The organism is Nocardia ignorata NBRC 108230, assembly GCF_001612905.1.
Classification (GTDB): Bacteria; Actinomycetota; Actinomycetes; order Mycobacteriales; family Mycobacteriaceae; genus Nocardia; species Nocardia ignorata.
Window position 1 is genome coordinate 220,956 of record NZ_BDBI01000011.1, and the last position, 16,533, is coordinate 237,488.

Below are 16,533 nucleotides of genomic sequence, written 5' to 3' on the forward strand. Positions count from 1 at the left end.
GAGATGACCTCATGAGCACAGACGAAAAAGACACCGGCACAACCGAATCCGATACCCCCGCCGGGGAGACCGCGGCACCGACCGCCGCCGCACGGTGGACCGCCGAGCGCAGGTCCCTCGTCCTGCGGGGGGCGGCAGCACTCGTCGTCGGCGCCTCGGTGGCGAGTTCGGTGATCCTGTTCCTCGAGAACAAGGAGAGCAAGGACTTGCTCGCCGCCCAGCAGGGCGCCCGCGAAGCCGCCTGCCGCTACGCCCCGGTCCTTGCCGACTACGACAGCAAGAGCCTCGACGGCTATTTCCAGGCCGTCCTCGACGGTGCGACCGGCGACTGGAAGAAGCAGTTCGAAGCGACGAGCACCGAGCTGCGCGACGCCCTCACCCAGGGCCAGGTCACCTCGAAGGCCACCGACACCCAGTGCGCCCTGCGCACCGGTGACGAGGACTCCGCCGAGGCCATCGTGGTGATCGGCACGACCATCTCGAGCCTCGGCACCGAGCACAAGGCCAAGCCGGGCCAGCTGTCGATGGTGATGAGCCTGCACAACGACGGTGGCCGCTGGCTCGTCGAGAAGGTGAATTCCCCGCTGACAGCGACGCCCGCCCAGTGACGCCAGCGGCCGGTCCGACCGGGTACCGACAGGCGATAGCATGACAAGCGAGATGACGAGCAAGCAGATCGACGAACCCGCCGCCCCGGCACGGCAGATCCGCCGCAGGCCGAAGAACCGGCGTGCACAGATCGCGGCCGAGTCCGCGGCGGCCTTCGGCGCGCACGGCTACCACGGCGTGAGCATGGACGACATCGCCCGCCGGCTCGACATCAGTTCCGCCGCTCTCTATCGCCACTTCCCCAGCAAGTACGCGCTGTTCCGGGAGGAGTTGCTGCGGCTGTCGGGGCTGGCGCTCAGCGCGGTCGAACTGCCGCCGGAGGCCGAGGGCTGGTCGCCGAGGGAGCGTCTCGACCATGTCTTCGACGCGATCATCGCGGCCACGGTCACCAACCGGCCGACCGTGGCGCTGGCCCGCTGGGAGCGGCGCTATCTGGAGCCCGCCGACTTCACCGAGTTCACCGGGCAGTTCGTCACCGCGATCGCCGCACTACGTGGCCTGATCCGTGACGTGCGCCCCGAACTGGACGGGCACGACCGTGCCGTGCGCGCGGTGTCGGTGTTCGCGGTGGTCAGCAGCATCGGCGACCACCACGCGAGCCTGTCGGCCAAAACCCTTGCCCAGCTGTTGAAGTCGACCTGCTGGGCACTGGTCGACGCCGATCTGCGCGGCGCGCCGAGCACGGCGGCGGCCCGGCGGGGTGCCGACCTACCGCAACCGTTCAAACACGAACTGCTGCTGCGCAAAGCGGTCGAGCTGTTCCACGAGCGTGGCTACCCCAATGTGAGTATGGAAGACATCGCCGTGGCCGCCGATCTGTCGGCGGCCTCCGCGGTGTACCGCTACTACCGCAGCAAGAGCGACCTGCTCGCGGCGGCGTTCCGGCGCGCCGCCGACCGGGTGTCGGCGGCGATTCCCACGGCGATCAACACCGCCGGGACACCCGCCGAGGCGCTGGGCACGCTCATCGATCTCTATGTCGCCGGGTCTTTCGACGAACGGGCGCTGACCTTCGTCTACTACGCCGAGTTCACCCATGTCGACCAAGCCGATCAGGTGACCTTGCGGCACCTGCAGCAACTCATCATCACCGAGTGGGCGAAACTCGTCGCCGAGGCCAGGCCGGAGCTGTCGATCGGTGAGGCCAGAATCCTGGTCCATGCCGCGTTCAGCCTGGTGGTCGACCTCGGACGGGTCTTCGGTGACGACGGGATCTGCCCGCAGGACCTCGTGGTCCGGCTGCTCCAGACCGTCACCCTCGGTCGGCCACTTCCCCGCTGAGTCGTTCAGTCGCCGCGCGCCACCGCACGGGTGGCCGCGCGGGCGGCGACGAGCACCGGATCCCACACCGGCGAGAACGGCGGCGCGTAACCGAGGTCCAGGGCCGTCATCTGCTCCACCGTCATCCGGGCGGTGAGCGCGACCGCCGCGATGTCGACGCGCTTGGCCGCGCCCTCGCGCCCGACGATCTGCACGCCGAGCAGTCTGCCCGTGCGGCGTTCGGCGAGCATCTTCACCGTCATCGGTTCGGCGCCGGGGAAATAACCTGCGCGCCCGGTGGATTCGATGGTGACCGTGTGGAACTGCAGGCCGGCTCGCTCGGCGTCGTCCTCGAGCAGGCCGGTGCGGGCGACCTCGAGATCGCACACCTTGCTGACGGCGGTGCCGACCACGCCGGGAAAGGTGGCATACCCGCCGCCGATGCCCGTGCCGATCACCTGGCCGTGTTTGTTGGCGTGGGTGCCGAGGGCGATGTGCACCAGCTCACCGGAGACCAGATCGAGTACCTCCACGCAGTCGCCGCCCGCCCAGATGTCGTCGTGACCACGCACCCGCTGGGCGAGATCGGTGAGCAGGCCGCCGGATTCACCGAGCGGCAGACCCGCGCGCCGGGCCAGGTCGGTGGCCGGTCGTACGCCGAGACCGAGGACGACCACATCCGCCGGGTACTCGGTGTCGGCGGTGAGCACCGCACGCACGTGCCCATCGGCATCGGTACGCACACCGGTCACCTCGGTGCCGGTGACCAACCGGATGCCCATGCCGACCATGGCTTCTCGGACAAGGGCGCCCATGTCGGGATCCAGTGTCGACATGGGCTCCGGACCCCGGGTCACCATGGTGACCCGGAACCCGCGCCGGATGAGCGCCTCGGCCATCTCGACCCCGATGTAGCCCGCCCCCACGACGACGGCATCGCGTCCCGACGACGAAACCAGCGCCTCGATGAGGTCCTCACCGTCGTCGAGGGTCTGCACGCCGAACACACCGTCGGCGTCGATGCCGGGCAGCGGCGGGCGGATCGGGGTGGCGCCGGTGGCGAGCACCAGCTTGTCGTAGCCGGTCCAGGTCTCGTCGCCGGTGTCGAGGTCACGCGAGAGCACTTGCCGCCCAGCGATATCGAGCTCGATCACCTCGGTGCGCAAGCGCAGATCGATCGCGCGGGCACGGTGTTCCTCGGGTGAACGGGCGATCAGGTCGTCGGCCTCGGCGACGTCACCGCTGACCCAGTACGGAATGCCGCACGCCGAATACGAGGCGTGCCTGCCCTTCTCGAACACCACGATCTCGAGTTCGTCGGCGCCGCGCAGTCTGCGCGCCTGCGAGGCCGCCGACATGCCTGTCGCGTCGGCGCCGATGACAACCATGCGTTCGGCCATGCCGACCACGGTAGCGCGTGGGTTCTCGCCGCCACCCCCCAACGGTCGCGGCGGCGAGAACCCCGCGGGTCACAGGCCCAGCGTGCGCCCGATGATGTCGCGCTGGATCTCGCTGGTGCCGCCGAAGATGGTCGACACCAGGGCGCCGCGCACGTGCTTTTCCATGTCGAATTCGCGCGCGTACCCGTAGCCGCCCATCATCTGCATGCCCTCGAGCGCCACTCGCTTGGCGGTCTCGGTGGCCTTGAGCTTGGCCATCGAGGCCTCACGCGCCAGCATCTTGTCCGGATTCGCGTCGGCCTCGCGGGCCACGCTGTAGATCAGCAGCTTGGTGCACTCGATCTCGGTGGCCAGGTCGGCCAGCCGGTGCCGCAGCGCCTGGAAGGTGCCGACCGGCCTGCCGAACTGTTTGCGCTGGGTGACGAACTCCAGGGTGTCGGCGAAGGCACGCTCGGCGGCACCGAGACTCATCGCGGCCAGGATCAGCCGCTCGAAGTTCAGGCCGGTCATGAGCTGACGCCAGCCGTTGCCCTCCTCGCCGACCACCGCGTCCTCGGGGAGCACGCAGTCGGTGAAGTACAGGTCGTTGGTTTCCTTCTGGTTGCCCATCAGCTCGATCGGAGTGATCTGCAGCCCCGGGGTGTTCGCGGGCACGTGGAACATGGTGAGCCCCTCGTGTTTTCCGCCCTCCTTCGAGGTGCGGGCCACGAGCAGGATGTTCTCGGAGATGTGCGCGTTGGAACACCAGGTCTTCTGGCCGTTGATCAGCCAGCCGTCGGCGGTCTTGACCGCCTTGGTCGACAGGTTGCCCACATCCGAGCCCGCCTCGGGTTCCGACATCGAGATCGACTGCGACGCACCGCGCACGATGCCGCGCAGCACGTTGTCCTTCTGTGCGTCGGTACCGAACTTGGCGTAGGCGCCGCCGGTGATCAGGGTCGGCCCGATCGCGCCGATCGGCAGCATGCCGCGGTGGGTCTCCTCGAGCAGGATGCACATGTCGACCATCGAGGCCGCCGACCCGCCGTACTCCTCGGGCACCGTCAGCCCCAGCCAGCCGAGCTCGGCCATCTTCGCGTAGACCGCTGGGTTGTGCTGTTCTCTGTCGTGATCGGTGAGCTCGTCACGCTGCGCCCTTGTCCCCGCCTCGCGCTTGGCGAACGCGGCGACCGCCGCGGCGAAATCCTTCTGTTCCGAGGTGAATTCGACGCCCATACTGTTCCTCTGCTTCCTGATTGCTGGGTCTACTTGGCGCGGCCGAAGCGGCGCACCGTGAGCTTCTTGACCATCGCGATGGTCGATTCGGTCCTGGCGAAGGACTGCAGCGCCATGCCGGGAATCGCGAAGCGCTGCCGCGCGATCGAATGCGGGCGGGTGAAGCCGAGCAGCCCGGCCGCACCGTGGATCCGTCCGACGCCCGACTCCCCCACGCCGCCGAACGGCAGCGCGGGAATGGCGGCGTAGGCGGCGGGGCTGTTCACCGAGGTGGCGCCCGCCCGCAGTTCGCGCGCGATGGCCATGCCGCGTTTGCGGGAGAACACCGACGAGGCGAGCCCGTAGCGAGAGTCGTTGGCCAGGCGGATCGCCTCGGCCACATCCTGGACCTTGCGCACCGTCAGGGTCGGGCCGAAGGTCTCCTCGCGCACCGCGAGGGAGTTCTCCGGGACGTCGACGAGCACGATCGGGCGGACGAACGGCGCCTCGATCGAATCGGCGCCACCGACCAGGGCGGTCGCGCCGTCGGCGAGAGCGGCGTCGACGTGCTCGGCGACCACATCGACCTGGGTGGGCAACGTCATCGGCCCGTAGGCGGCGTCGCCGTCTGAGCCCGGTACGAGCTCGCGCACCCGCTTGGTCAGTTCGGCGAGGAACTCGTCGTACACCGAGGCGACCACATAGCAGCGTTCGGTGCCAACACAGGTCTGCCCGGAATTGGCCATCGCCGACCACACGATCGCGTCGGCGGCCGCGGCCACGTCGGCGTCCTCGGCGACGATGGCCGCGTCCTTGCCACCGCATTCCAGTACGACCGGGGTGAGCCGCTCGGCGGCCGCCGCCATGATCCGCTTGCCGGTGGCGGTCGAGCCGGTGAAGGCGATCATGTCGACACCGGACTCCACGAGCGCACGGCCGGTCTCCCCCGGCCCGGTCAGCACACTCAGGATTCCCTCGGGCAGGCCGGGATTGGCCTCGGCGAAGGCGTTCACGTACCAGTGCCCGATACCGACGGTGAGCTCGCTCGGCTTGAACACGACGGTGTTGCCCGCGGCCAGGGCGTAGGCGATGGACCCGTTCGGGGTGTACACCGGGTAGTTCCACGGGCCGATCACGCCGACCACGCCGTGTGGGCGCTGCTCGATCACCGCCTCGTGGTTGGCCATCATCAGTCCCGGCCAGACCTTCTTGGGCTTCAGGACGCGCTGCGCGTTCTCGGCGGCCCAGTTCAGATGTTCGACCGCGGTGACGACCTCGAGGTAGGCGTCGTCGAGCGGCTTGCCGTTCTCCGCGTGGATCAGCGCGCAGAACTCGTCCGCGCGCAGCACCAGCTGGGACGCCCAGCGTTGTAACGCCCGCTTCCGCTCGGTGAACCCGAGTTCGCGCCATGACTGTGCGGCCACGCGGGCCTGCGCGACGACGGCCGCGACCCGTGCGGCGTCGTCGACCGGCCAACTGCCGACGGGCTCGCCGGTAGCCGGGTTCGCGGTGGCGATCATTGTCGCAGAAATCGGTGCTGCGGTGGGGGTTTCGGTCATTGTCGACCTTCCTTCAGGTCACTCGTTCGCGATGTGGCGGTGCGCGGTTCCACTGGGCGGGCAACTCGCCGCACGAGGTGTTGACAGGCCGCGTCGGCCGCCATTAAGTTAATCACAATTCTCGCTAAGTTAATCATGATTCTGTCCGGTTGCCCAGAGCCGTCCTGGTTCTGCCCGCGACCGGCGGGAACGTCTGAATCCGGAGGGAGAGCGCGATGCTGCGCACCCGATTCACCGAGGCATTCGGTGTCGAGCACCCGATCGTGCAGGGCGGGATGATGTGGGTCGGCCGCGCCGAACTCGCCGCCGCCGTGTCCGAAGCGGGTGGTCTCGGCATCATCACCGGCCTCACCCAGCCCACGCCGCAGGCGCTGCGTGAGGAGATCGCCCGCACCCGCGATCTCACCGACAAGCCGTTCGGGGTGAACCTGACCATCCTGCCGTCCATCACGCCGCCGCCCTACGAGGAGTACCGGCAGGCGATCATCGACGGCGGGGTGAAGATCGTCGAGATCGCCGGCGGAAACCCGGCCACCCACCTGCCGTTCCTCAAGGACGCGGGCATCAAGGTGCTGCACAAGTGCACCAGCGTCAAGCACGCCCTCAAGGCGCAGCAGGTCGGTGTCGACGGCGTGAGCATCGACGGCTTCGAATGCGCCGGGCATCCCGGCGAGAACGACACCCCCGGCCTGGTCCTCATCCCGGCCGCGGCCCGTGAGCTCGAGATCCCGATGATCGCCTCCGGCGGGATCGCCGACGCGCGCGGCTTGGTCGCGGCCATGGCGCTCGGCGCCGACGGGGTGAACATGGGCACGAGGTTCCTGTGCACCGTGGAGTCACCGATCGCGCACGCCGTGAAGGAGAAGATCGTGGCGAACACCGAGCTCGACACGAAGCTGATCTTCCGCACCATGCACAACACCGCCCGGGTGGCCGACAACGCCGTCAGCCGCCAGGTGGTCGAGATCGAGCGCGGGGGCGGCACTTTCGCCGATGTGCGCGACCTGGTCGCCGGTGCGCGCGGGCGCAAGGTCTACGAGGAGGGCGACCTCGACGCGGGCATCTGGAGCGTCGGCCAGTGCCAGGGCCTCATCCACGACATCCCCACCTGCGCCGACCTGATCGACCGGATGGTGCGCGAGGCCGAGCAACTGATCGCGGACCGCCTGGCCGGCTCGATCGTCGAGGCGGTGGCCCGATGAGCGCGAGCGTTCTCAGCACCGAGGAGTACGGCGTCCTGCGGATCACGATCGACCGCCAGGCGCGGATGAACGCCATCGACCTGGCGACCATGACCGAGCTGTGCGACCTGGTCACCGCGGCCGCGACGACGCCGTCGGTGCGGGTCATCGTGCTGACGGGCGCGGGGGCGGCGTTCTGCACCGGTGCCGACCTGGCCGCGGCCAGCGCGGCGGGCGGCAACGAGGCGTCTCCGGAGGTGGTGATGGATCGGGCCAACGACCTTATCCGGGCCATCGTCGATTCGCCGCTGCCGGTGATCGCGCAGGTCAACGGCCCCGCCGCCGGTGTCGGCACGTCCATCGCCTTGGCCGCAGACCTCATCTACGCCGCCGAGGACGCCTACCTGCTGCTGCCGTTCACCTCCATCGGGCTGATGCCCGACGGCGGCGCGACGGCCGTGGTCGCGGCGTCCATGGGCCGCGCCCGCGCCGCCGAATTCGCCCTGCTCGGCGCCCGGTTGCCCGCGACCGAGGCCGCCACCGCGGGCCTCATCACCCGCGCGATTCCGTCGGAAGAGCTCGGCGCACACGTCGAAACCGTGGCCGCCAAGCTCGCCGCGGGACCGCGCCGGGCGCTGCAACTCACCAAGGCCGCGCTCAACGCGGCCACCCTCGCCGGACTGGATGCCGCCCTGGCCAGGGAGAAGACCGGCCAGTCCGAACTGCTCACCTCCGCCGATTTCCTCGAGGGAATGACCGCGATGCTCACCCGCCGGGCGCCACGATTCGATGGCGCCGTCCACCCCATCACCGATCCGGCCTGAGTCCGGCGTTCCGCAGGAGACGAGATGTCAACCGCCACCGAACCGATGCGCTCGCGACGCAATCACTGGATGAACCAGATCGCGATCCACGCCACCACGATTCCCGATTCGCCCGCACTGCGGTTCCTCGGCAAGACGACCACCTGGGGCGAACTGCACGACCGCGTGCAACGCCTGGCCGACGCGCTCGCGCGCCGAGGTGTCGGCGAGGGCGACCGGGTGATGATCCTGATGCTCAACAACGCCGAATACATCGAGTCGGTGTTCGCGATCAACACCCTCGGCGCCATCGCGGTGCCGGTGAACTTCCGGCTCACCCCGCCCGAGATCGTCTACCAGGTCACCGACAGCGGTGCGCGCACGATCATCACCGACACGGTGCTCGCCCCGCTGGTCGGCGCCGTCGCCGCGCAGACCGACGCGCTGGCCACCCGGATCGTGGTCGGCGGCACCACCGGTGACGGTGTCCTCGGCTACGACGACCTGCTGGCCGAACAGGGCGAACCGCACGAGCCGCTCGATGTCCCCGAAGACAGTGCCGCGCTGATCATGTACACCTCGGGCACCACCGGTAATCCCAAGGGCGCGGTGCTCACCCACCTGAACATGAACTCCCAGGCCCTCACCTGTATCCGGGCCATGCAGTACCGCGCCGACGACATCGCCTTCTGCGCCTCACCACTGTTCCACATCGCCGGATTGGGCAGTGTCGCCGCGTGTTTCGTGCTCGGCGCGCTCACCGTGATCCACCCGCTCAAGGCCTTCGACGCCACCGAGGTGCTCGACGCCTGGGAGCGCGAGCGGGCCACCTCGGTGTTCCTCGTGCCCGCCCAGTGGCAGATCGTGTGTGCCGATCCCACCGTGGCGCAGCGGGATCTGCGTTTGCGCGTGATCAGCTGGGGCGCTGCCCCCGCCTCCGACACCGTGCTGCGCGCGATGGCCGAGACCTTCCCGAACGCATTGAATGTGGCGGTATTCGGGCAGACGGAGATGTCACCGATCACCTGCGTGCTCGACGGCGAGGACGCGATCCGCAAACTCGGTTCGGTCGGCAAGCCGATCCCGACCATCGCCACCCGCATCGTCGACGACGAGATGAACGATGTCGGCCCCGGTGAGGTGGGCGAAATCGTCTATCGCGGACCGACCTTGATGCGCGAGTACTGGAACAACCCGCGGGCCACCGCCGACGCGTTCGCCGGCGGCTGGTTCCACTCGGGCGATCTGGTGCGCCGCGACGAGGAGGGCTTCGTCTACGTCGTCGACCGCAAGAAGGACATGATCATCTCCGGCGGCGAGAACATCTACTGCGCCGAGGTGGAGAACGTGCTGTTCGCCCATCCCCGCATCCGGGAGGCGGCGGTGATCGGCCGACCCGACGACAAGTGGGGCGAGGTGCCCGTCGCCGTCGTGGTCACCGAGGACGGCGCCGACATCACCCTGACCGACCTCGCCGAGCACCTCGACACCCACCTGGCGCGCTACAAGCACCCCAAGGCGCTGGTGGTGGTCGAGGAGCTGCCGCGCAATGCGGGCGGCAAGGTGGTCAAGCACGCACTGCGCACCGAGCACGGTTCAGCGCAGGTGGTCAGCGGCTGAGGAACTCGTCGATCGCCGGCCAGGTGATCTGCGCGGCGGTCGCACTGGCGAGCAATCCCAAATGACCGCCGCGCACCTCGACGAATTCCACCTCGGCGTTCGGCAGCACGTCCAGGCCGCGGCGCACCGAGGAGGCGGGCACCACCGCGTCGCCGCGGCTGCCGAGCAGCAGTACGGGGCAGGTGACCTTGGCCAGTTCGATCACCAGATCCGAGCGCAGCCGGATGTAGCCCTCGGCGAGTTCGTTGCGCAGCACCAGGCTGCGGTGGATCTGCCAGTAGGAACGCCCCGGGTAACCGGGCATCGAGGCCATGAACCGCTCGGTCGCCTCGAACCGAGCCAGCGCCTCGGTGTCGAGCGCGTTGCGGATCAGGTAGGCGGGCTTGGTGATCTCGCGGTCCAGTGCCTGCAACCGGAAGCCGAGACGCACGAATTCCTGCGGGATACCACCCATGATCCGGGTGGCCAGGGCCATCTCCTTGCCACCGGTGATCTTGGCGGCCAGGCGCATCGGCGCCAGCAGCGGGGTGCGGCGCTGGTCGATGGGGGCCGCGAGCGCGGTGATGGACGCGATCGGCAGGCCGGCGTCGGCGGCGGCGGTGAGCAGGGCGAACACCCCGCCCAGCGACCAGCCGATGAGGTCGACCGGCCGGTCGTGTTCGGCGGCGACCCACGCGATGGCCTCGGGCAGGATGTCGTCGATCCAATCCTCGAGGCCGAGATTCCGGTCGGCGTAACCGAATTGGCCGTAATCGATCACGTACGGCTGTCGCCCCTGCTCGATCAGGTGGCGAACCAGGCTCTGACCGGGACGCAGATCGAAGCACGCAGGGGTCACCGCCAGCGGCGGCACCAGCAGCACCGGGTTTCCCCCGGCGTGGCCGGCGGCCTCGTACCGCTTCAGATGGCGGTGCGGTCGCTCGTACACCGTGGTCGACGGGGTGGGCTCGCCGGATTCGAGCCCACCGCCGAACGAGACGGCCCACACATTCCGTACCGCGCGCGGTACATCGGTCACAATCCCCACCGATAACCCCTTATCTCACCGGCTGCCGTCGGCAGTCCCTACGGGCAAGTATCTTACCAGTGAGTAAGTTTAGGGTTCGGTCAGGCGGCGCGCTGGTCCCGCTTCGCCGGGTTCGCGAGCTCGCGCCCGGTCACCGACTTGGTGATCGGGCGCGCGAACAGGACTCGCACCACAGCCCTGGCCAGGTCGGCGAGACCGTGGCGGCCCGCGGGCAGACCGAGGACACTGAGCACGGTCCTGGTCTGCGAGGGTGTCACCGGCAGCCCGGCGAAGCGGTCGGCCAGCCAGTTCAGGCTCAGCGGGGCCGAGCCTGCCAGCAGGCTCAGGTGCTCGCTGAGCCGGTCGCGCAGGTAGGTCACGTGCGCGCCGTTGGCCCGGTAGCGCTGCACGAGCGCGTCGATGTCGTCGACCGCGATGATCTGGTCGTGCACCGCTTGGGTCACCAGCAGCGGCGCCGCGGGCGCCCGGTCGCCGAGGGTGAGGTCGGCGAACATCTCGAGCATCGCTTCGAGGGCGAGCAGTTCGGTCATCGGCGCACCGGAGTGCCGGTCGACGCTGTACCTGGCCAGCCGCAGCACCGCACCCACCGTCGTCGACTCCGCCGCCTTGTCGAGCACCGCACGGCCCTCGTCGGAGAAATGGGTGTCGACCAGTTCGGCGAACGCCGGATACACCCGGCGCAGCGCCGCGACCACCAGGGTCGGCAACCCCGCGTGCAGGCCGCCGTTGAGCCGGTGGAAGGTGGAGACGAGGTCACCGACCGGTGAGCCGAGCACCGCACCGGCGATATCGAGCTCGGGCGCGTAGGTCGGCGCCATCTCGGCGGCCCACGCCGAGGCGAGGCCGCCTCCCGAGTAGCCCCACAAGCCCACTTGGGCGTCGGGCGCGAGGCCGCCCGGTTCGAAGGCGAGTGCCGCGCGAATGCCGTCGAGGGCGCGGTAGCCCGGTTCGCGTGGCGCACCCCACGCACCGAGCATGCCCTCGTGATCGGGCACCGATACCGCCCAGCCCCTGGACAACGCGTCGGCGAAGAGCAGCAGTTCGATGTGGGCACAGGTGCCGATCGCCCGTGAGCCGCGGCGCAGCGAGTAGGACGGGAAGGCGCGCGGCGCGATGGCGTCGATCGCGGACTGGAACGAGACGAGTGGCGCACCCTCGGCGACACCGTCGGCCGGAGCGATCACCGTGGTGACGGCGGCCTCGGGTACGCCGTTGAGATCGTTGCTGCGATACAGCAGCTGCCAGGCCCGGGCCCGCAGGGGAATCAGCCCGAACGCCGCCAATTCCACCGGGCGCCAGCGCAACAGCGTGCCCGGCGCCGACCTGTCGAATCCGTCGCGTGGCACATAGAACGGATCGGCGTCGGGCAGCAACACCTCGGTGGGGGCCGCCCAGCTCTCCGGGATCACGCGGTGACCCGGCGGGCCGGTTCGCTGCGGTAGCGCGAGACGGGGCCGTCGATGCCAAGCGCCCGCCACACCAGCTTGGCGACGGGGTTCATCAGGCCGATGTCGGTGGCCAGGGCGCGCACGTCGGTGAACACGTCACGCTTGGTGTGCCGGGATTCGGTGCTACCCCAGTACGCCTCGCGCATCACCTCGCCCGGAATGTGGAACTTGTCCACGAATTCCTTCGGCGGGGTGGCGATCATCGACAGCATCACCCGCATCACGACGGGGAACAGCACCGAGAGCAGCGACCGGGTGGCCGGGTGCATCGCTGGCACGTTCTTGCGCAGATACTCGTGCGCGAAGGAGATGTGGCGGGCTTCCTCCGCGACATGGATCTGCATCACCCGGTGCACCATCGGATGCAGGTCGAAACCGCCGCGCAGCAACGACTTCTGGAGGTGATCGATCGGCTCCTCACCGCCGAGCACCAGGGTGAAGAACAACTCCGGGAAATACTTCACCGCGGGCCAGATGACCATCGTCAGCTTGCGGTCGATCGGGCCCATGCCGATCACATCGCGGTAGCCGATGCGGTTGATCATCTCCTGGAACATCATCGTGTGGTTGCACTCTTCGGCAGCCTCGTGCGTGACGTACCGGAATTCCGGATCACCGTTGGGCACCGAGATCAGGTACTGCATCAGACCACGGATGAGTAGTTGCTCGAAGTCGATACCGACTTTGGCGATGCCCGCCTGCCGCCACATACCCATGGCGATCTGGCGTTCCACGGGCTGAGCCCGGTACCAGGGGTGGCGACCCAACGGGTCCTCGGTGGGCATGATCCAGCGGGGGTCGTCGGAATGCACCGCCATTTCCGGTGCGTCCCAATCGATGTCGACATAGGGGTCGAAGTGTTTGCTCACCGATCCCTCGGACAAGCCCTGCAGAATATCGTGGTAAGTGGACAACGTCATCGGTGTCTCCTAGCGGTGGTTCCACTGATCAGTTTAGTGGTACCGGCGGTTCCATTCAAGTGTAGATGGAACTTCGTGTCACATATATCTTGGCACGGCGTCACCGGATGCGGAATAGGGACGAATCACTTTCGGTACCAACACTTTCCGACCGCGAAATACGCACTGATAAGGTGTGTGCGGATTCGCCGGAAGCGCAGCACAGCGGGACGGGGACAGGCCGCACTCGCACGGTTGCACCACCGGCAACAGTCTCGCCGGAGGGACCGGCGAGGTTCCGGCCACCAGGCTCTTCGGCCGGTGAGACGACAAAGGAACCGATGACCCCGACAATCGCGGTGTTCTTGTTCGGTATCGCAACATTGGTGTTGCTCGGCGCTGTCGCGGTGGCTCTGGTCGCACTGCGCAACGAACGTCACGTCCGTGCCCGGCTGTCCTCGGCCGAACGCGAGCTCTACGCGCACGACGAGGCGATGACGCGACTGATCGAGGCGACCCTGCCGAGGATCACCGAAGCGATCCGCCGCCACGACGAACCCGACGTCACCGCCGAGGTCCCCGCCCAGCTGCGGGACTCGCCGTTCGCGCACAAGATCGCCCGGATCGCGGCCGAGCACGCCGACGATCTCGCCCTGGTGCGCGAGGAAACCCGCCTGGCCGTGGAACACGAGGCGCAGGAGCGCGCCGACGACCGGGTGGAGGCTGTCCGCGCGGAGACCCGCGCGCAGGTCGCCGCCGAGGCCCGTGCCGCGACGGGCAACGCGGTGCGCGCCTTCGGCACCACCGTGGTGAGCCTGGGCGCCGACGTGGGCCAGGTGGTCAGCAACGCGTTGCGCGAGAACCGCAACGACGAGGTGTACGGCACCCTGAGCCGCATCGACCACACCGTGCAGCAGATGATCCGGCAGGCGCAGTCGTATGTGCTCGTCTCCGGCGGCCTGCCCGGCAGGCGCTGGCCGCAGCAGACCGTCGACGACGTGGTGGCGGGCGCGACCAGCCGGGTACGCGACTACCTGCGGGTGCGGGCGGGACATTGCGACCGGGTGGTCATCAGCCGCGCCGTCGAGCCGCTGGTGCACACCGTGGCCACTTTGCTCGACAACGCGCTGCGCTACTCGCCGCCTTCGTCGTTCGTCGATGTCGCCTTCCAGCAGGGACACCACGGCGTCACCCTGATCATCGACGACGCGGGCGTGCGGATGAGCCAGGAACAGATGGAGGAGGCGCGCCAGATCCTGTCGGGCGAGCGCGTGATCGATATCAACGCGCTCGGGCCGTCACCGAAGATCGGCTTTCCCGGCGTAGCGGCGCTGGCCCGCCGCTACGGCTTCGCGGCCTACGTCGACGGTCCCAATGTCTACGGCGGCACCCGCGCGATGGTCTTCATCCCCTCCGCGCTGCTCGTCGACAAGTCCGACGCCCGCTCGAACGAGCTCGAGCAGGCCGATGTGCCGCCGGAACCCGTTGTGCGCGAGGATGTTTCCGAGCCACGGGAAGTCGAGGCGGTGGCTGTCGCGGCCCCACCCGAACACACGGCACCCGACACGACCCCCGGCGGTTTACCCAAACGCACGCGACGAGTCGTTGCCCCCGCCACCGGCGGTGCCACGGGCGCGGAATCGCCCGGCAGACCGGAACTGGTCACCGCCTGGCACAGCGGATCCCGGCACGGCCGCGCCGCGGCCGAACGTTCCATCGACGGACAGGACAGCTGATGAGCACTTCCCTCACCGACAGCACCAACCGCCTGGCTTGGCTGTTGGACGATCTGGAGCTCGACGGCGTGCGGTTCGCGGTCCTCTTATCCGATGACGGTCTACGGGTGGCCCACTCGCCCGGTATCAGCAAGGACGAGGCCGAGCGGTTCGCCGCCGCCGCCTCCGGGCTGCGCTCGCTGGGCAAGGCGCTCGGCGAGTTCTGCGGCGGTTTCGCGAATACGGTGCGCCAGAACATGACCGAGTACGACGAGGGGATGATCCTGATCACCGCCGCCGGGGCGGGCACCCTGCTCGGTGTCGCGACGACGGCGGACGTCGATCTCGGACTCGTCGCGCACCGGATGAACGATCTGGCCGAACGGGTCGGCCGAGAGCTGGGTGCCGCGCCCCGGCGTGACGAATTCCGTCGAGCGGAGACGTCGCTGTGACGCTCGAGACGTCCTTCGGCCCCACCCCGGTCTCCCCCGATTCGAACAGCGGGCAGGCCAGGGTGGCGTTGTACTCGGAGGAGTTCGCGGCCGACCCGCAGAGCACCTACCGCGAGATGCGGCGCCGTTTCGGCTCGCTGGTCCCGGTCGATCTGGTGCCCGGCGTGCCCGCCACCCTGGTGATCGGCTATCGCACCGCCGTTCAGATCCTCAACGATCCCGACCACTTCCCCGCCGATGCCCGCATGTGGGAACGCACCGTGCCCGAAGACTGCCCGGTGCTGCCGATGATGTGCTACCGCCCCAACGCTCTGCGCACCGCAGGGGCCGAGCACGCCCGTTACCGGCAAGCCACCGTCGCCAGTCTGGCCGGGGTCGACCTGTACCGGTTGCAGCGCACCGTCGAGCAGTTCGCGATTCCATTGATCAACACGTTCTGTGCCGACGGCAGTGCGGAACTGCTGAGTCAGTACGCCTTCCCGCTCGCCTTCGCGGCTCTGAACTCGATGCTCGGCGTCCCCGAGGACATCGGCGCCCGAGCGGCCGCGGGTATGGCGGCGATCTTCGAGGGCGGCGCGAGCGCGGCGCAAGGCGGTCAGATGCTCGAGGACGCGCTGTACGAACAGATCCGGCACAAACAGCTCGACCCCGGTGACGACGTCACCACCCGCCTGGTGCAGCACCCGGCCCGGCTCAACGACGAGGAGCTGATGAACCAGCTGCTCACCATGTACGGCGCGGGTATCGAACCGATGTTGAACCTGATCCTCAACACGGTGCGGCTGATCCTCACCGATCAGCGCTTCGCGGGCAGCATCCTCGGCGGCAGCCTGTCGACGCGCGATGCGCTCGACGAGGTGCTCTACACCGATCCGCCGATGGCGAACCACTGCATCACCTATCCGCGTCAGCCGATCCTGGTCGAGGGTGTGTGGCTGCCCGCGCATCAGCCGGTGCTCATCAGCATGGCGGCCTGCAACACCGATCCGGCCATCGGCACGGGCGAGTTCCTCGACAACCGTGCCCACTTGGCCTGGAGCACCGGCCCGCACGGCTGCCCCGCCAAATCACCCGCCTATCTGATCGTCCAGGAGGCCATCGATCAACTGCTCGACGCTCTGCCCGAGATGAAGCTCGCGGTGCCCGAGTCGGAGCTGACGTGGCGTCCGGGTCCCTTCCACCGGGCGCTGACGGCGCTGCCTGTCACATTCCCGGAGACCGCGCCGATGCCAATCCTGAACTGACGCGTCGCCGGACGAAAAAATCTGTAGTGATGACTGTAGACATTTTGCGAGAGCAGTTGTACAGTCGCTGATGTACACGAGCTTCGACATAACCGGCAGTCACAGGAGGTGGTGGTCACTGA

The 16,533-nt window shown here is 68.5% G+C and carries 14 protein-coding genes; 8 read left to right on the plus strand and 6 right to left on the minus strand.

All coding sequences use genetic code 11. The features are described from left to right. Positions 1 to 11: 11 nt before the first annotated feature. Entirely contained in the window at positions 12 to 608 is a 597-nt protein-coding gene (locus NI2_RS10395) for an Rv1363c family protein (protein WP_174552194.1), read from the plus strand. A 40-nt stretch (positions 609 to 648) separates the two neighbouring features. Then, a complete protein-coding gene (locus NI2_RS10400) occupies positions 649 to 1,890 on the plus strand; it encodes a TetR/AcrR family transcriptional regulator (protein WP_067488868.1) in 1,242 nt (413 codons plus the stop codon). Positions 1,891 to 1,895: 5 nt separating this feature from the next. On the opposite strand, the gene NI2_RS10405 is transcribed toward NI2_RS10400, so the two are convergent. The 3 genes from NI2_RS10405 to NI2_RS10415 form a co-directional block, all read right to left on the minus strand. Beyond that, positions 1,896 to 3,269 carry an FAD-dependent oxidoreductase gene (locus tag NI2_RS10405; RefSeq protein WP_067489180.1) on the minus strand — a complete coding sequence of 458 codons (1,374 nt, stop codon included), beginning with the start codon at positions 3,267 to 3,269 and terminating at the stop codon, positions 1,896 to 1,898. Between the two features lie 69 nt (positions 3,270 to 3,338). Next, entirely contained in the window at positions 3,339 to 4,484 is a 1,146-nt protein-coding gene (locus NI2_RS10410) for an acyl-CoA dehydrogenase family protein (RefSeq protein WP_067488870.1), read from the minus strand. A 29-nt stretch (positions 4,485 to 4,513) separates the two neighbouring features. Next, positions 4,514 to 6,022: an aldehyde dehydrogenase family protein gene (locus NI2_RS10415; RefSeq protein ID WP_243749962.1), complete on the minus strand. Its 1,509-nt coding sequence runs from the start codon at positions 6,020 to 6,022 to the stop codon at positions 4,514 to 4,516. A 215-nt stretch (positions 6,023 to 6,237) separates the two neighbouring features. Here NI2_RS10415 and NI2_RS10420 point away from each other — a divergent pair, with 215 nt between their 5' ends. Genes NI2_RS10420 through fadD5 form a run of 3 tightly spaced genes read left to right on the plus strand, consistent with a single transcriptional unit; the run spans position 6,238 to position 9,626 of the window. Continuing rightward, on the plus strand, positions 6,238 to 7,224 hold the full coding sequence (locus NI2_RS10420; RefSeq protein WP_067488874.1) for an NAD(P)H-dependent flavin oxidoreductase: 987 nt from the start codon (positions 6,238 to 6,240) through the stop codon (positions 7,222 to 7,224). Beyond that, entirely contained in the window at positions 7,221 to 8,027 is an 807-nt protein-coding gene (locus tag NI2_RS10425) for an enoyl-CoA hydratase (protein ID WP_067488876.1), read from the plus strand. The genes NI2_RS10420 and NI2_RS10425 overlap by 4 nt, the downstream gene beginning before the upstream one ends. Positions 8,028 to 8,051: 24 nt before the next feature. Continuing rightward, entirely contained in the window at positions 8,052 to 9,626 is a 1,575-nt protein-coding gene (gene fadD5, locus NI2_RS10430; RefSeq protein WP_067488878.1) for a fatty-acid--CoA ligase FadD5, read from the plus strand. On the opposite strand, the gene NI2_RS10435 is transcribed toward fadD5, so the two are convergent. From NI2_RS10435 to NI2_RS10445, 3 genes are all read right to left on the minus strand, one after another. Continuing rightward, the gene (locus NI2_RS10435) at positions 9,616 to 10,653 is read right to left on the minus strand and encodes an alpha/beta fold hydrolase (protein ID WP_067488880.1); all 1,038 of its coding nucleotides are present in this window, start codon (positions 10,651 to 10,653) and stop codon (positions 9,616 to 9,618) included. The two genes, fadD5 and NI2_RS10435, sit on opposite strands and share 11 nt — an antisense overlap. 80 nt (positions 10,654 to 10,733) lie before the next feature. Then, positions 10,734 to 12,131, minus strand: a complete 1,398-nt coding sequence (locus NI2_RS10440; RefSeq protein ID WP_371851954.1) for a lipase family protein — start codon at positions 12,129 to 12,131, stop codon at positions 10,734 to 10,736. Further along, positions 12,059 to 13,021 carry an AurF N-oxygenase family protein gene (locus NI2_RS10445; protein ID WP_067488884.1) on the minus strand — a complete coding sequence of 321 codons (963 nt, stop codon included), beginning with the start codon at positions 13,019 to 13,021 and terminating at the stop codon, positions 12,059 to 12,061. Before NI2_RS10445 ends, NI2_RS10440 begins: the two co-directional genes overlap by 73 nt. A gap of 320 nt (positions 13,022 to 13,341) precedes the next feature. Here NI2_RS10445 and NI2_RS10450 point away from each other — a divergent pair, with 320 nt between their 5' ends. From NI2_RS10450 to NI2_RS10460, 3 genes are read left to right on the plus strand one after another with little or no spacing between them, the layout of a single operon-like run. Further along, complete coding sequence (locus NI2_RS10450; protein ID WP_067488885.1) at positions 13,342 to 14,736, plus strand: ATP-binding protein; 1,395 nt, start codon at positions 13,342 to 13,344, stop codon at positions 14,734 to 14,736. After that, complete coding sequence (locus NI2_RS10455; protein WP_067488887.1) at positions 14,736 to 15,167, plus strand: roadblock/LC7 domain-containing protein; 432 nt, start codon at positions 14,736 to 14,738, stop codon at positions 15,165 to 15,167. The genes NI2_RS10450 and NI2_RS10455 overlap by 1 nt, the downstream gene beginning before the upstream one ends. Next, positions 15,164 to 16,411: a cytochrome P450 family protein gene (locus NI2_RS10460; protein ID WP_133734090.1), complete on the plus strand. Its 1,248-nt coding sequence runs from the start codon at positions 15,164 to 15,166 to the stop codon at positions 16,409 to 16,411. The genes NI2_RS10455 and NI2_RS10460 overlap by 4 nt, the downstream gene beginning before the upstream one ends. Positions 16,412 to 16,533 lie beyond the last annotated feature (122 nt).

Bases quoted from the DNA above. Each gene is read 5' to 3' on its own strand.
- NI2_RS10455 (WP_067488887.1), top strand. From the start codon at position 14,736: ATGAGCACTTCCCTCACCGACAGCACCAACCGCCTGGCTTGGCTGTTG.
- NI2_RS10395 (WP_174552194.1), top strand. From the start codon at position 12: ATGAGCACAGACGAAAAAGACACCGGCACAACCGAATCCGATACCCCC.
- NI2_RS10410 (WP_067488870.1), bottom strand. From the start codon at position 4,484: ATGGGCGTCGAATTCACCTCGGAACAGAAGGATTTCGCCGCGGCGGTC.
- NI2_RS10425 (WP_067488876.1), top strand. From the start codon at position 7,221: ATGAGCGCGAGCGTTCTCAGCACCGAGGAGTACGGCGTCCTGCGGATC.
- NI2_RS10445 (WP_067488884.1), bottom strand. From the start codon at position 13,021: ATGACGTTGTCCACTTACCACGATATTCTGCAGGGCTTGTCCGAGGGA.
- NI2_RS10450 (WP_067488885.1), top strand. From the start codon at position 13,342: ATGACCCCGACAATCGCGGTGTTCTTGTTCGGTATCGCAACATTGGTG.
- NI2_RS10420 (WP_067488874.1), top strand. From the start codon at position 6,238: ATGCTGCGCACCCGATTCACCGAGGCATTCGGTGTCGAGCACCCGATC.
- NI2_RS10415 (WP_243749962.1), bottom strand. From the start codon at position 6,022: ATGACCGAAACCCCCACCGCAGCACCGATTTCTGCGACAATGATCGCC.
- fadD5 (WP_067488878.1), top strand. From the start codon at position 8,052: ATGTCAACCGCCACCGAACCGATGCGCTCGCGACGCAATCACTGGATG.
- NI2_RS10405 (WP_067489180.1), bottom strand. From the start codon at position 3,269: ATGGCCGAACGCATGGTTGTCATCGGCGCCGACGCGACAGGCATGTCG.
- NI2_RS10400 (WP_067488868.1), top strand. From the start codon at position 649: ATGACAAGCGAGATGACGAGCAAGCAGATCGACGAACCCGCCGCCCCG.